Origin of the sequence: Haemophilus influenzae, assembly GCF_001457655.1 — a bacterium.
GTDB lineage: Bacteria > Pseudomonadota > Gammaproteobacteria > Enterobacterales > Pasteurellaceae > Haemophilus > Haemophilus influenzae.
Genome location: NZ_LN831035.1, coordinates 459,677 through 474,122 on the forward strand (window position 1 = coordinate 459,677; position 14,446 = coordinate 474,122).

A 14,446-nucleotide genomic window follows, 5' to 3' on the forward strand; every position below is an offset into this window, starting at 1 on the left:
TAAGTGAGTAAACTAAATGCACTCATTTTCTCAACGGAGAACCTTTATGAAACCTTATCTTATCGCCCCATCAATTCTTTCTGCCGATCTCGCTCGTCTTGGTAATGATGTACAAAACGTACTTAATGCAGGTGCGGATGTTATTCATTTTGATGTTATGGATAATCATTATGTACCTAATCTCACTTTTGGGCCTGCGGTATGTCAAGCTTTACGTGATTATGGCATTACCGCACCGATAGATGTGCATTTAATGGTAAAACCGATCGATCGCATTATTCCCGATTTTGCTAAAGCAGGTGCGAATTACATCACTTTTCACCCAGAATCTAGCGAACATATTGACCGCTCTTTGCAGCTTATTCGCGATTGTGGTTGTAAATCTGGATTAGTTTTTAATCCTGCGACGCCGTTGAGCTATTTAGATTACGTTTTGGATAAAGTGGATGTGGTTTTATTAATGTCAGTTAATCCCGGATTTGGCGGACAATCTTTTATTCCAGCAACATTGAAGAAATTACAACAGGCTCGTAAGATCATTGATGAAAGTGGTTATGACATTCGTCTTGAAGTAGATGGTGGCGTGAAGGTTGATAACATCGCAGAAATAGCCGCGGCAGGTGCTGATATGTTTGTGGCAGGTTCCGCAATTTTTGGTAAGCCAGATTATAAACAAGTTATTGACCAAATGCGTACACAGTTAGCAAGTGTTAGCGCATAACCGTTATTTTAATAAAATACGATCGTAATAGAACAGAGAAAAACAATGAACACACAATTTAAACTTATTGGCTTTGATTTAGATGGCACCTTGGTAAATAGCCTGCCTGATTTAGCGTTATCCGTAAATTCTGCTTTGGCTGAATTTGATTTACCGAAAGCGCCAGAAGAATTAGTTTTAACTTGGATCGGTAATGGCGCGCCTGTATTAATTGCTCGAGCGTTAGATTGGGCGAAAAAACAAACAGGAAAAGTGCTAACTGAAACAGAGGTTAAGCAAGTAACAGAACGTTTTAATTTTTATTATGGCGAGAATTTATGTAATGTCAGCCGCTTGTATCCAAATGTAAAAGAAACTTTAGAAATCCTGAAAGAAAAAGGCTATGTCCTAGCAGTTGTTACCAATAAACCCACAAAACATGTTCAACCTGTGTTGGCAGCATTTGGCATTGATCATTTATTTAGTGAAATGTTAGGTGGCCAGTCTTTACCTGTCATTAAACCACATCCAGGTCCGCTTTATTATTTATGCGGAAAATTTGGTTTTGAACCACGCCAAGTGCTTTTCGTAGGCGATTCTAAAAATGATATTATCGCAGGCCACGCTGCAGGCTGTGCAGTTGTTGGTTTAACTTACGGCTACAATTACAATATCCCTATCACTGAATCCAATCCAGATTGGGTGTTTGATGATTTTGCCCAGCTATTAAGTATTCTTTAAGTTTTCCATCTAATAAAAAGTGCGGTTAATTTTTACCGCACTTTTGTTATCTACTTAATTGATTTTAAAGAATGTTTGAAAATTCTTCTAACATTTCTTTTGGCCATACGCTTGATTGCACTTCACCGATATGTTTTTTACGAAGTAAAAGCATCGCTAAGCGAGATTGACCGATACCACCGCCGATAGTTAATGGCAATTTCCCGTTTAATAAATCTTGGTGCCAATCCATTTTTAAATGGTCTTCATCGCCTGTTAAGCCAACTTGTAAGCGTAATGCACTTTCATCTACGCGGATACCCATTGAGGAAAGTTCAAAGGCTTTGCCTAATTGGTCGTTCCATACCAAAATGTCGCCGTTTAAACCTTTGTAGCCATTTTCAGATTCTGTTGTCCAGTCATCATAATCTGGTGCACGACCATCATGAGGTTTGCCATCTGAAAGTTTGCCGCCAATCCCGATTAAGAATACTGCACCGTATTCTTTACAAATTGCGTTTTCACGCTCTTTACTGCTTAAATCTGGATAGCGTTTTACTAAATCTTCGCTATGCACAAAGGTAATCTGTTTTGGAAGAATGGAAGGAATATCAAAACGTGCTTCTACGGCTAATTCTGTTAAACGAATAGCACGATAAATAGAATTTACTGTTTCTTTTAAGTATGCAAAATTACGACGACCTTCAGGAATCACTTTTTCCCAGTCCCATTGATCTACATAAACAGAGTGCGTGGGATCAAGAGAATCTTCATCGGGACGCAATGCTTTCATATGAACAAACAAGCCTTCGTCTTCTTTAAAGTTGAAACGAGCTAATGTATGGCGTTTCCATTTCGCAAGAGAATGCACAACTTCAAACACCGCATTTGGAATACATTTCACATTAACCTGTACGGCTTTTTCAATGCCTGATAGGTTATCTTGCATTCCGTTACCCACTTGGCTCAAAATTGGGCCTTGCACTTCAATAATGCCAAGTTGCTCAATAAGATTTTGGGTAAAAGTGTTCTTCACAAAGCTGATTTCTTGTTGTTGTAAAATAAATGTCTTTTTCATTTTGATAACCTTTTTTAACGAGGAGTAATATTTTTGAGTATTATTCAGTAAATAATGATTTTATTTCAAGTATTTTATTTACTTTCTTTTCTTGGTTAAATATCATCTAATTCATTGTGAAAAAATTAAATAAAATCTAAAGGAGGAAGTTTTATGCACAACATTGATAGTTTAGATCAAAAAATATTACGTGTACTCACTAAAGATGCGAGAACACCATACGCAGAAATGGCTAAAAATTTTGGTGTTAGTCCAGGAACGATTCACGTTCGGGTCGAAAAAATGCGTCAATCGGGCATTATTAAAGGCACAAAAGTAATTATTGATGAACGTAAATTAGGCTATGATGTATGTTGTTTTATCGGCATTATTCTAAAAAGCGCAAAAGATTATGAAAAAGTGATCAAAAAGCTAGAAAGTTTTGATGAAGTAGTCGAGGCCTATTATACAACGGGCAATTACTCGATTTTCTTAAAGGTGATGACACACACAATTGCAGAATTACATTCCGTTTTGGCGACCAAGATTCAGTTAATTGATGAAATTCAATCCACTGAAACCTTGATTTCAATGCAAAATCCAATTTTGCGAGATATTAAACCTTAAGAACATAGAAAGTGCGGTGAAATTTTTATTCAAATTTATCTTGGTGTTTAAATTTCAATAAATCTCTCCGCTCTTTTTTATTTGGGCGACGATCAGGATGGGGCATTGAAAGGGAATTATTTTTTCTTGCCCACTCGATTTCTTCTCTTTTTTTCACGCTACTTTCGGTTTCTTGATAGAGTAATTGTGCTTCTGGCGCACCTCGGCGTTGATCGCTTAAGGCGATAATTTTTATTTCTTTTTCTTCGTTTCCCTGGCGAAGTTTTAACATTGCGCCCACTTCCACAATTTTACTTACTTTCGCACGTTGATTGTTGTAATGCACTTTACCACTTTCAATCATCGCTTTAGCAATGCTCCGTGTTTTGTAAAATCGGGCAGCCCACAACCATTTATCTAATCTGACTTCTTTTTCTGCCATTATTTTTTCCTTATTTTGATAAGACAAAATAGTACCACAAAGTATGCTAATGAACTGTTATTAAAAATTTTATTCTTTAATAGGATTTTTATTAAATGAAAAAAAATAAAAACAGGTTAATTTAAACATTTTTCAATAAAACAAATTTTATGTTAAAAAAACTTGAAAAATAGTCAAATTTTTGACAAGGTTGAGCGGTTTTCTTTTTTTAAGCTCAAGGAACAATTTATGCATAACGAAAACTTAAAAGAATTGACCGTTCGAGGAATTATCCTCGGTGCATTGATTACGGTAATTTTCACTGCATCCAATGTGTATCTCGGTCTAAAAGTGGGGGTGATATTTGCGTCATCTATTCCAGCGGCCGTCATTTCTATGGCAGTACTCAAATTTTTCAAAGATTCTAGCATTCTTGAAAATAATATGGTGCAAACTCAAGCATCTTCAGCAGGTACGCTTTCTTCGGTGATCTTCGTCTTGCCTGGTTTATTAATGATGGGCTACTGGCAAGATTTCCCATTCTGGCAAACGATGTTGATTTGTGCAGCTGGTGGTACATTGGGCGTGTTATTCACTATTCCATTACGCCGTGCAATGGTGGTAAATAGTAATTTACCTTATCCTGAAGGGGTAGCCGCTGCAGAAATTTTGAAAGCAGGTAATCATGCAGATGGCGACAGCGGTGTGAAAGATATTGCTTACGGTGGTGTTTTAGCAGGATTAGTGGCATTTTTAACTAATGGTTTACGCGTGATGGCTGATGGTGCAAGTGCTTGGATTCAAACAGGAAAAGCGGCGTTCCAATTACCAATGGGCTTTTCACTTGCCTTACTCGGTGCGGGTTATTTAATTGGTATCGTGGGCGGTATCGCAATGTTGATCGGTGTTATTTTGACTTGGGGTGTGGCAGTGCCATATTTCACAATGTCAGAAGATATTGCCGCGGATGCAAGTTTAATTGATTCTGCGATGACTGTTTGGAAAACCAAAGTGCGTTATATTGGTGTGGGTACAATTGGCATTGCTGCGATTTGGACATTGCTGATTTTAATGAAACCAATGATTGAAGGAATGGTTCATTCTTTCCGTATGCTGAAAGGTGGGCAAGAGGCATCAGAACATCGTATTGATATTGACCTTTCTCCAAAAACAATGATTTATATCTTAATTGCGACGGTTGCGCTAATTGTTATTTCATTACATCACTTTATTGCGGCGGCACCAATTTCGCCTGAGCTTTCCATTTTATTAGTGGTAGTTTGTACTTTCTTAGCGGTATTTATCGGCTTCTTTGTGGCAGCGGCTTCTGGTTATATGGCTGGTTTAGTGGGTTCATCTTCAAGCCCAATTTCTGGTATCGGAATTATTTCTGTTATCGTGATTTCATTAGTATTGGTGTCAATCGGTAATGCCTCGGGCTTATTTGAAACTGTAGATGGTCAGAAATTTTTAACCGCACTTACATTGTTTACGGCATCTATCGTAATCACTACAGCTTGTATTTCTAATGATAATCTACAAGATTTAAAAACGGGTTTATTAGTTGAAGCAACACCTTGGCGACAACAAGTTGCATTAATTATCGGCTGCTTTGTCGGTGCACTTGTTATTGCGCCAGTATTAGAAATCTTATATCACGCGTATGGTTTCAGTGGTGCATTGCCACGTCCAGATATGGATCCTTCACAAGCCTTATCTGCACCACAAGCAACGTTAATGACCGCCATTTCTCAAGGTATTTTCACAAATAAATTGGAATGGACTTACATCTTAACTGGTGTGGGTTTAGGTGCTGTGTTAATTACGATTGATGCATTTTTGAAAAAAGTCAGCAACAAAGTCTTTAGCTTGCCAGTTATTGCTGTGGGGATTGGTATTTACTTACCACCATCAATTAATACGCCTGTGATTGTTGGTGCATTCCTAGCGTGGATTATGGCTCGCCATATTGCAAAACTTGGTAACAAAGAAGTGTCAGCTAAAGCAGAACGTTTCGGTACGCTTTTCTCTGCAGGTTTAATTGTAGGCGAAAGTTTAATGGGTGTCATTTTAGCATTCATTATTGCGGCTTCTGTTACCACTGGTGGTTCTGAAGCGCCATTATCCTTAAATCTTGAAAACTGGGATACAATTGGCGAGTGGTTCGGTTTAATCGTATTTATCGTGGGCATTGTGATTTTTGCATCTCGCGTATTACGTGCGAAAAAAATCTGATTAATCCTTAAATTTATTTTAGAATAGGTTATCTTCTGGATAACCTATTTTTCACTATGAAATCTTACTTAAAAACACTTATTTTTTTTCCTCTGATTTTACAGATAGTCGTCACCGCACTTTTGATTTGGTTCGATGATGACTCAAGTGGCGTTATCGTTCCTTTTTCTAGCTATGCTCTCACAGCATTTCTTCTCGCCACAATTCCCGCATTTTTAACCGCACTTTTAGCCGCAAAATTCCGTTACACACGTTATAACATTGCTTCGATTGTATTAGTTTCATCGATCATTTCATTTGTTTATTGCAATATGGCATCTTATTTTTATTTGTTATTACTCGGCGAACAAGACACTTCCTTTTGGGGCTGGTTGACCGAAGGGGGATTGTCCCTCGGGTTAATAAGCACATGCGGAATGGTTTTTTATGCTCTATTTGTAATGCCTTGGTTGCTGCCAAAAACAAGAGAATAATTTTATGCTGACGCTAAACGAACATTTACTTAACCAAGTATTGCTGATTGCTTACCAAGCGGGTAAGCATTTGCAACAGTTTTATCAAAAACAGGTTCATGTTGAATTGAAAGAAGACAACACGCCTGTGACGGAAGCGGATCTTTTTGTGAGCCAATTTTTAACCGAAAAATTGACCGCACTTTTCCCTAATGTCCCTGTTCTTTCGGAAGAAAATTGCCATATTTCCTTTGAAGAACGTAAAAATTGGAAAGAATATTGGTTGATTGATCCTCTTGATGGCACACAACAATTTATTAATCGTACCGATCAATTTTCTGTGTTGATAACCTTAGTTCGTAAAAATAAACCCGTGTTAAGCATTATTCATGCGCCAATTTTATCAATAACTTATTATGCAATGCGTGATTTCGGAGCGTTTAAAAAACAACTGGATCAGGTAAAAAAACTCACTAAAAACACGACGAATTTTGACCGCCCTTTACGAATTGCGGTAGGTGCAACCACTTCACAAGAAAAAGTGCGGTCGATTTTGCCGAAGGATTTTACTTGTGAATTTGTTGTGGTTGGTTCAAGTAGCTTAAAAAGCGGTTTGGTGGCTGAAGGTGCAGTAGATTGTTATGTTCGTTTAGGACAAACAGGCGAATGGGATACCGCTGGCGCAGAAGTGTTGCTGAATGAAACTCACGGTGCCATTTTTGACTCTCATTTTGAGCCTTTAACCTATAACCAACGCGAAACATTGATTAATCCGCATTTTGTTATGGTGGGCGATCAATCGTTCGATTGGCGTTCTGTCTTTCAATTTAATTGATTGGTTCGATTGGTTTTTTTCTCTAGAATACGGCATTATTTTCGACATTACTCGGAAGCCGAATAAGGAATAATTATGCAAACTGATAATAATTGTATCGTCATTTTTGGCGCGTCTGGTGACTTAACTCATCGTAAACTCATTCCAGCCCTTTATAATCTCTACAAAATCGGGCGTTTGAGTGAAAACTTTTCCGTTCTTGGTGTTGCACGTTCTGACTTGAACGATGAAACTTTCCGCAAAAAAATGCGTGAGGCGTTAATTCATAATGAAGAAACAACACCTGACACTTTAGATGCTTTCTGCTCTCATCTTTATTACCAAGCAGTGAATACTTCGGATGCTCAAGATTACGGCAAACTTGTTCCACGTTTAGACGAACTTCACGATAAATATCAAACCTGTGGTAACACCCTTTACTATATGTCCACTCCGCCAAGTCTTTATGGCGTGATTCCTGAGTGTTTGGCTGCACATGGTTTAAATACGGAAGAATATGGCTGGAAACGTATTATCGTTGAAAAACCTTTTGGTTACGATGAAAAAACAGCGCAAGCATTAGACGTACAAATCCACCGTTTCTTTGAAGAACACCAAATTTATCGTATCGACCATTATTTAGGTAAAGAAACCGTTCAAAACTTGCTCGTATTACGTTTTTCAAATGGTTGGTTTGAACCGCTTTGGAACCGTAATTTCATTGATTATGTAGAAATTACTGGTGCAGAATCTATTGGCGTGGAAGAGCGCGGGGGCTATTATGATGGTTCTGGCGCAATGCGAGATATGTTCCAAAACCATTTATTACAAGTCCTTGCTATGGTTGCAATGGAGCCGCCAGCGATTATTAACGCGAATTCAATGCGTGATGAAGTGGCAAAAGTGATGCATAGTTTGCGTCCATTAACTTCGGAGGATATGGAGAATAACCTTGTTTTGGGTCAATACACTGCGGCTGAAATTAACGGCAAAATGGAAAAAGGCTATCTAGAAGAAAAAGGTGTGCCTGCAGATTCTCGTACTGAAACCTACATCTCATTGCGTTGTGAAATTGAAAACTGGCGTTGGGCTGGCGTGCCGTTCTATGTTCGTACGGGTAAACGCTTACCAGCTCGTGTGACTGAAATTGTGATCCATTTTAAAACTACGCCACATCCTGTATTCAGCCAAAATGCACCAGAGAATAAATTGATTATTCGTATTCAACCTGATGAAGCTATTTCAATGCGTTTTGGTTTGAAAAAACCAGGTGCAGGTTTTGAGGCGAAAGAAGTATCAATGGATTTCCGTTATGCAGATTTAGCAGGCACGCAAGTATTAACCGCTTATGAACGTTTATTGTTGGATGCGATGAAAGGCGATGCAACCTTGTTTGCTCGTACTGATGCTGTGCATGCTGCATGGAAATTTGTGCAACCGATTTTAGATTACAAAGCCAATGGTGGTCGTATTCACGAATATGAAGCTGGCACTTGGGGGCCTGTTGCAGCTGATAAATTAATCGCAAAACAAGGCAAAGTGTGGCGTAAACCAAGTGGATTGATGAAGAAAAAAGTTTAACTAATCTAATGTAGGGTGGGCTTTAGCCCACCGATCTTACTATCTAACATAATAAATTGTGGGCTAAAGCCCAACGGAAAATCAATGAACTATATCAGCTTCCCAACTGCTCAACATGCAGTCGATAAAATTGCACAAGAATTTGTGATTTATAGTCAATTAAATCATCCTGTACATATTTCCCTTTCTGGTGGTTCGACGCCTAAGTTATTATTTAAAACCCTAGCCAAATCACCTTATGCGGAACAAATTAACTGGAAAAATCTGCATTTTTGGTGGGGAGATGATCGTATGGTTCCGCCATCTGATCCTGAAAGTAACTATGGCGAAGTGCAAAAACTTTTATTCGATCATATTCAAATTCCAATGGAAAATATCCATCGAATTCGTGGCGAAAATGAACCGCACTTTGAACTAAAACGTTTCGAAGAAGAATTAAGTGCGGTCATTCCAAACGGTGTTTTTGATTGGATTATTTTAGGCATGGGGACAGACGGTCATACTGCTTCTCTCTTCCCACATCAAACTAGTTTTGATGATGAAAACCGAGCTGTCATTGCTAAGCATCCTGAAAGTGGTCAAATTCGCATTTCTAAAACAGCTAAACTCATTGAACAAGCCAAACGCATTACCTATTTGGTAACGGGTGAAAGCAAGGCGGATATTTTAAAAGAAATCCAAACGACTCCAGTTGATAACCTACCTTACCCTGCTGCCAAAATTAAAGCAAAAAATGGGGTGACGGAGTGGTATTTGGATAAAGCAGCGGCAAGGCTGCTCTAATGGAAATTTTAGCTCATATTTTAACTTGCACTTGTCACCCTTGAACATTGGTTGCCTGCAGTGTTGGCAATAGTTTTGTAAATGGTTGCATAAAATTGATCGCTTGTAGGGGCAAATTACATTTGCCCTATAAAAACAATTACAGCGGAATGTATGACTACGAAATATAATGCAGGTATTCATCATCGAAGATCGATTCGTTTAAAACATTATAATTATCGTTCTGAAGGATTTTATTTCATCACCATTTGTTGTAAAAATAAAGAATGTCTATTTGGGCATATCATTAATCAACAAATGCAATTAAATGATTTAGGGAATTACGTAAAACAGTGTTGGGAAAATATTCCAATGTTCTTTCCACAAGTACGAATTGATGAATTTGTTATTATGCCAAATCATTTACACGGTATTATTGAAATTATTGAACAGGTAAAGGGCAAATGTAATTTGCCCCTACAATTGAGAGCAACACAGTTGCCACAAAAGGGAACATCTCAAACAATTGGCTCAATAGTTCGTGGATTTAAAGCAGGTGTAACATCTTGGGCAAGAAAAAATAGTGAAATTTTTGATGTTTGGCAGCGAAATTATTATGAACATATTATTCGTGATGAAAAATCCTATTTGCAGATTTATGAATATATTCAAAATAATCCTATTTTATGGGAACAAGATCAATTATATGTAGATTAAAAGGGCGAATGTAATTCCCTCCTACAATTTATCTACATCATAGACAAACATGTAGGGGCTAATTATATTAGCCCTCATCATAAACAAAGATTCAGTATGCAGATTTATGAATATATTCAAAATAATCCTATTTTATGGGAACAAGATCAATCATATGTAGATTAAAAGGGCAAATGTAATTCCCTCCTACAATTTATCTACATCATAGACAAACATGTAGGGGCTAATTATATTAGCCCCCATCATAAACAAAGATTCAGTAATCCAACAGGAGAAAACAATGTCAGTAAAAGGCGACATCGGTGTTATCGGCTTAGCCGTAATGGGGCAAAACCTCATTTTAAATATGAATGATCATGGCTTTAAAGTTGTGGCGTATAATCGTACCACCTCAAAAGTGGATGAATTTTTACAAGGTGCAGCAAAAGGCACGAATATTATCGGTGCATACTCTTTAGAAGATTTAACCGCTAAATTAGAAAAACCACGTAAAGTGATGTTAATGGTGCGCGCAGGCGATGTGGTGGATCAATTTATTGACGCATTATTACCACATTTAGAAGAAGGCGACATCATTATTGATGGCGGTAACTCAAACTATCCAGATACGAACCGTCGAGTGAAAGCCTTGGCGGAGAAAGGTATTCGCTTTATCGGTTCGGGTGTGTCTGGTGGCGAAGAAGGGGCGCGTCACGGGCCTTCAATTATGCCGGGCGGTAATCAAGAAGCGTGGCAGTATGTGAAACCTATTTTCCAAGCAATCTCAGCTAAAACAGAACAAGGCGAACCTTGTTGTGACTGGGTCGGCGGCGAAGGTGCTGGTCATTTTGTGAAAATGGTTCACAATGGTATTGAATATGGCGATATGCAGTTAATTTGCGAAGCATACCAATTCTTAAAAGAAGGTTTAGGCTTAAGCTATGAAGAAATGCAAGCCATCTTCGCAGAATGGAAAAATACTGAACTTGATAGCTATTTAATCGATATCACCACTGACATTCTTGGCTATAAAGATGCAAGTGGAGAACCTTTAGTCGAAAAAATCTTGGATACTGCGGGTCAAAAAGGGACAGGTAAATGGACAGGTATCAATGCGTTAGATTTTGGTATTCCATTAACTTTAATCACTGAATCCGTTTTTGCACGCTGCGTGTCTTCCTTTAAAGATCAACGTGTTGCGGCTAATCAATTATTCGGCAAAACTATTACACCAGTTGAAGGCGACAAAAAAGTATGGATTGAAGCGGTACGTAAGGCATTATTAGCGTCAAAAATTATTTCTTACGCACAAGGCTTTATGCTGATTCGTGAAGCCTCTGAACAATTTGGTTGGGATATTAACTATGGTGCAACTGCGTTGTTATGGCGTGAAGGTTGTATCATTCGTAGCCGTTTCTTAGGTAATATTCGCGATGCTTATGAAGCAAATCCAAATCTTGTTTTCTTAGGTTCAGATAGCTACTTCAAAGGCATTTTAGAAAACGCATTAAGTGACTGGCGTAAAGTGGTGGCAAAATCTATCGAAGTGGGTATCCCAATGCCTTGTATGGCGTCTGCGATTACTTTCTTAGATGGCTATACTTCAGCACGTTTACCAGCAAACTTATTGCAAGCACAACGCGACTACTTCGGTGCTCATACTTATGAACGCACAGATAAACCTCGTGGCGAGTTTTTCCACACCAACTGGACTGGTCGTGGCGGTAATACAGCATCAACTACTTATGATGTGTAGTTAAAAACATCAATAAGAATTACCGCACTTTAAACTATTGCTATAAATTTGGATAGTTTATTAATTTGCTGAAATATTGGGCTCTGCATAATGTAGAGCTCAATTATTTATACTAAGGGTATACTTTATTGATGGCAGCGATCGTAAAGCGGTTGTAATTGTTGAATGGTGTGTGTAATAAATAAAACGGGATCTATTTGATTTAATTCGGCTTTTTCAATACTTTTCCCAATGCACCAAAAATCCTCATCTGAACGTAAGATCAGATTTTTTTCAGAAATGACCTTCACTTGGCGAAAATCATCATATTCACTTTCATCCTCTCGCCAAATCTCAAAATCAGCAAATTTTTTGGAATCAAATTGATCAAGCCACTGATTATATTGTTGCACATTAATTTGTGAGCGATCTGCACGATAGCAATGCCAATCTAAACACACTCTTAGTCGGCGACGATTTAATAGCACAGAAAAGATTGCGGCAGAATTTTGGTTAAACTCGTATTTAAAATAAGCGAAGAAATGAGCCCGCACTTGCCAACCATTGCTCCAGCTTTCAATATACGGTTTCGCAAAAGGCGTACCGAGTTGTGCTGAAACAGATTGAATTATCGCTTTCCAATTATCCCAATGTAATTTGTAATCCGCTTTAATCGCTGGAATATCTTCTGGGCAGAATTTTTTCATTTGGGCGAATTGGTAGAAAGGAATGTTGAACAGTTCGCAAGATTCAGTCGTAAGCGAGAGCATAGTGTTTCCTTAAAAATCACTGTAATTTTTGACCGCACTTTGTGTGAAGAGCTGTTTGTCTTCCCAACGCAACATAGTCATTCGATTATTCCACACACAACCCGTATCTAAGGCATAAATACCTTTTGGAGTAGGCTCATCGACTAAACTTGCCCAATGTCCAAAGACAATGGGAATCTGTTTATAAAGTGGATTATCTAAATTAAACCAAGGCGTGAGCTCCGCTGGCGCATCTTTTAAAGGGGATTTACAGGCAAAATCAAAGCGATGATCCAAATAGCAAAAACGCATTCGAGTGAAAGCATTAATAATGTAACGATGACGCACTAAGCCCTGTAAATCAGGCGACCAGCGATCAGGCTGTTCAGAATACATATTTTCAATAAGATAATGAAAATCGCCGTACTGTAAAATTTGTTCAACTTCAGCCGCACAAGATTTCGCAGTTTCCAAATCCCAATCAGGCGAAATACCGGCATGTGCCATCAGGAAGTTTAACTCTTCACTATGGACAAGTAATGGCTGATGACGTAACCAATGAATCAGCTCATCAAAATCGGGAGCATTAAAAATGGCATCAACACGATCATGCGGTTTCACTTTTTTAATGTCCAGTGCGGTCGCAATTAAATGTAAATCGTGATTCCCTAGTACGGTTTGCGCTGCATTACCAAGTGATTTTACAAAACGAAGACATTCAAGTGATTTATCCCCACGCGCCACAAGATCCCCCACAAGATAAAGTTTATCTTGCGTAGGATTGAAATCTACACGTTCTAATAAAAGCTGTAATTCATCATAACAGCCTTGCAAATCACCGACAAAATAGGTTGCCATTTTTGACCGCTCTTTTATAAATAAATTTTGAGAATTTTAACACAGACTTTTATTGTTGATTTATTCTTTTTGTATAGTAGAATGCAAAAAACTTAGTTATTTCCATTTTTATTTAAATATGAGTATTATTGAAAATATTGTCATTAGTATGGAAAATGCAACTGAACGTCGCAAACATATTACTGAGCAATTTGAATCAAAAAAACTTTCATTTAGTTTTTTTAATGCGTACACTTATCAATCAATCAATCAATCAATCAATCAATCAATCAATCAATCAATCAATCAATCAATCAATCAATCAATCAATCAATCAATCAATCAATCAATCAATCAATCAATCAATCAATCAATCAAACTCCATATTACATAATATAGAGGAATCTAGAATACTTACTAAAGGAGAAAAAGGCTGTTTAATTAGCCATTTCTTATTATGGAATAAGTGTGTGAATGAAAATTTGGAATATCTCAAAATTTTTGAAGATGATGTAATTCTTGGCGAGAATGCGGAAGTGTTTTTGGCACAAGATGAATGGTTAAAAACACGTTTTGATTTTAATGATATTTTTATTATTCGTTTAGAAACTTTTTTACGGCCAGTTAAACTTGAGAAACAAACTAAAATTCCACCTTTTAATTCTAGGAACTTTGATATTTTAAAATCAACTCACTGGGGGACGGCAGGTTATATTATTTCTCAAGGTGCGGCTAAATATGTAATTGAATATTTAAAGAATATTCCTTCTGATGAAATTGTTGCAGTTGATGAACTTATTTTTAATAAATTAGTTGATGTTGATAATTATATTGTCTATCAACTTAATCCAGCAATTTGTATTCAAGAACTCCAAGCGAATCAAAGTAAAAGTGTATTAACAAGCGGATTGGAAAAAGAACGACAAAAACGTCCAAAAATCCGTAAGAAAAAGACATTGAAACAGCGTTTAACTCGAATAAAAGAAAATATTATACGAGCTTTAAATAGAAAAAAATGGAAAGAACAACAACGTATTAAAGAAATGCAAGGTAAAGAAATTGTTCGTTTTATGTAGAAAGC

16 protein-coding genes are annotated in these 14,446 nt (G+C 37.5%); 12 read left to right on the forward strand and 4 right to left on the reverse strand.

Features of this window, described 5'->3' with window-relative positions; translation table 11 throughout:
• The first annotated feature begins 46 nt into the window (after window positions 1-46).
• The gene (gene rpe, locus AT683_RS02250; RefSeq protein ID WP_005666358.1) at window positions 47-721 is read left to right on the forward strand and encodes a ribulose-phosphate 3-epimerase; all 675 of its coding nucleotides are present in this window, start codon (window positions 47-49) and stop codon (window positions 719-721) included.
• A gap of 45 nt (window positions 722-766) precedes the next feature.
• Window positions 767-1,441 carry a phosphoglycolate phosphatase gene (locus AT683_RS02255; protein ID WP_038440504.1) on the forward strand — a complete coding sequence of 225 codons (675 nt, stop codon included), beginning with the start codon at window positions 767-769 and terminating at the stop codon, window positions 1,439-1,441.
• 64 nt (window positions 1,442-1,505) lie between these two features.
• Here the strand turns inward: AT683_RS02255 and asnA are convergent, their stop codons facing one another.
• The gene (gene asnA, locus AT683_RS02260) at window positions 1,506-2,498 is read right to left on the reverse strand and encodes an aspartate--ammonia ligase (RefSeq protein ID WP_005654693.1); all 993 of its coding nucleotides are present in this window, start codon (window positions 2,496-2,498) and stop codon (window positions 1,506-1,508) included.
• Between the two features lie 153 nt (window positions 2,499-2,651).
• Here asnA and asnC point away from each other — a divergent pair, with 153 nt between their 5' ends.
• Entirely contained in the window at window positions 2,652-3,104 is a 453-nt protein-coding gene (gene asnC, locus AT683_RS02265; protein ID WP_005649540.1) for a transcriptional regulator AsnC, read from the forward strand.
• A 25-nt stretch (window positions 3,105-3,129) separates the two neighbouring features.
• Here the strand turns inward: asnC and hslR are convergent, their stop codons facing one another.
• Window positions 3,130-3,525: a ribosome-associated heat shock protein Hsp15 gene (hslR, locus tag AT683_RS02270; RefSeq protein ID WP_038440506.1), complete on the reverse strand. Its 396-nt coding sequence runs from the start codon at window positions 3,523-3,525 to the stop codon at window positions 3,130-3,132.
• 228 nt (window positions 3,526-3,753) lie between these two features.
• On the opposite strand from hslR, the gene AT683_RS02275 reads away from it, so the two are divergent.
• From AT683_RS02275 to gnd, 7 genes are all read left to right on the forward strand, one after another.
• Window positions 3,754-5,739, forward strand: coding sequence for an OPT family oligopeptide transporter (locus AT683_RS02275; RefSeq protein WP_058222158.1), 1,986 nt, complete (start codon window positions 3,754-3,756; stop codon window positions 5,737-5,739).
• A gap of 56 nt (window positions 5,740-5,795) precedes the next feature.
• Window positions 5,796-6,212, forward strand: coding sequence for a hypothetical protein (locus AT683_RS02280; RefSeq protein ID WP_005690245.1), 417 nt, complete (start codon window positions 5,796-5,798; stop codon window positions 6,210-6,212).
• Between the two features lie 4 nt (window positions 6,213-6,216).
• Window positions 6,217-7,026: a 3'(2'),5'-bisphosphate nucleotidase CysQ gene (cysQ, locus tag AT683_RS02285; RefSeq protein ID WP_005690243.1), complete on the forward strand. Its 810-nt coding sequence runs from the start codon at window positions 6,217-6,219 to the stop codon at window positions 7,024-7,026.
• Between the two features lie 75 nt (window positions 7,027-7,101).
• On the forward strand, window positions 7,102-8,586 hold the full coding sequence (zwf, locus tag AT683_RS02290) for a glucose-6-phosphate dehydrogenase (RefSeq protein ID WP_011272106.1): 1,485 nt from the start codon (window positions 7,102-7,104) through the stop codon (window positions 8,584-8,586).
• A gap of 84 nt (window positions 8,587-8,670) precedes the next feature.
• Window positions 8,671-9,369 (forward strand): 6-phosphogluconolactonase, encoded by a 699-nt coding sequence (gene pgl, locus AT683_RS02295; protein ID WP_042599431.1) that lies wholly within the window; start codon window positions 8,671-8,673, stop codon window positions 9,367-9,369.
• Between the two features lie 153 nt (window positions 9,370-9,522).
• Window positions 9,523-10,065, forward strand: coding sequence for a transposase (locus tag AT683_RS02300; RefSeq protein WP_042594744.1), 543 nt, complete (start codon window positions 9,523-9,525; stop codon window positions 10,063-10,065).
• 280 nt (window positions 10,066-10,345) lie between these two features.
• The gene (gene gnd, locus AT683_RS02305; RefSeq protein WP_042593290.1) at window positions 10,346-11,800 is read left to right on the forward strand and encodes a decarboxylating NADP(+)-dependent phosphogluconate dehydrogenase; all 1,455 of its coding nucleotides are present in this window, start codon (window positions 10,346-10,348) and stop codon (window positions 11,798-11,800) included.
• 125 nt (window positions 11,801-11,925) lie between these two features.
• On the opposite strand, the gene AT683_RS02310 is transcribed toward gnd, so the two are convergent.
• Window positions 11,926-12,549, reverse strand: coding sequence for a glucose-6-phosphate 1-dehydrogenase family protein (locus tag AT683_RS02310; RefSeq protein WP_058222159.1), 624 nt, complete (start codon window positions 12,547-12,549; stop codon window positions 11,926-11,928).
• Between the two features lie 9 nt (window positions 12,550-12,558).
• Window positions 12,559-13,386 (reverse strand): bis(5'-nucleosyl)-tetraphosphatase (symmetrical) ApaH, encoded by an 828-nt coding sequence (gene apaH, locus AT683_RS02315; protein ID WP_048950238.1) that lies wholly within the window; start codon window positions 13,384-13,386, stop codon window positions 12,559-12,561.
• 118 nt (window positions 13,387-13,504) lie between these two features.
• On the opposite strand from apaH, the gene AT683_RS09965 reads away from it, so the two are divergent.
• Window positions 13,505-13,759 carry a glycosyltransferase family 25 protein gene (locus AT683_RS09965; protein WP_265576985.1) on the forward strand — a complete coding sequence of 85 codons (255 nt, stop codon included), beginning with the start codon at window positions 13,505-13,507 and terminating at the stop codon, window positions 13,757-13,759.
• Window positions 13,707-14,441 carry a glycosyltransferase family 25 protein gene (locus AT683_RS02320; protein ID WP_281175485.1) on the forward strand — a complete coding sequence of 245 codons (735 nt, stop codon included), beginning with the start codon at window positions 13,707-13,709 and terminating at the stop codon, window positions 14,439-14,441. Before AT683_RS09965 ends, AT683_RS02320 begins: the two co-directional genes overlap by 53 nt.
• Window positions 14,442-14,446: the final 5 nt, after the last annotated feature.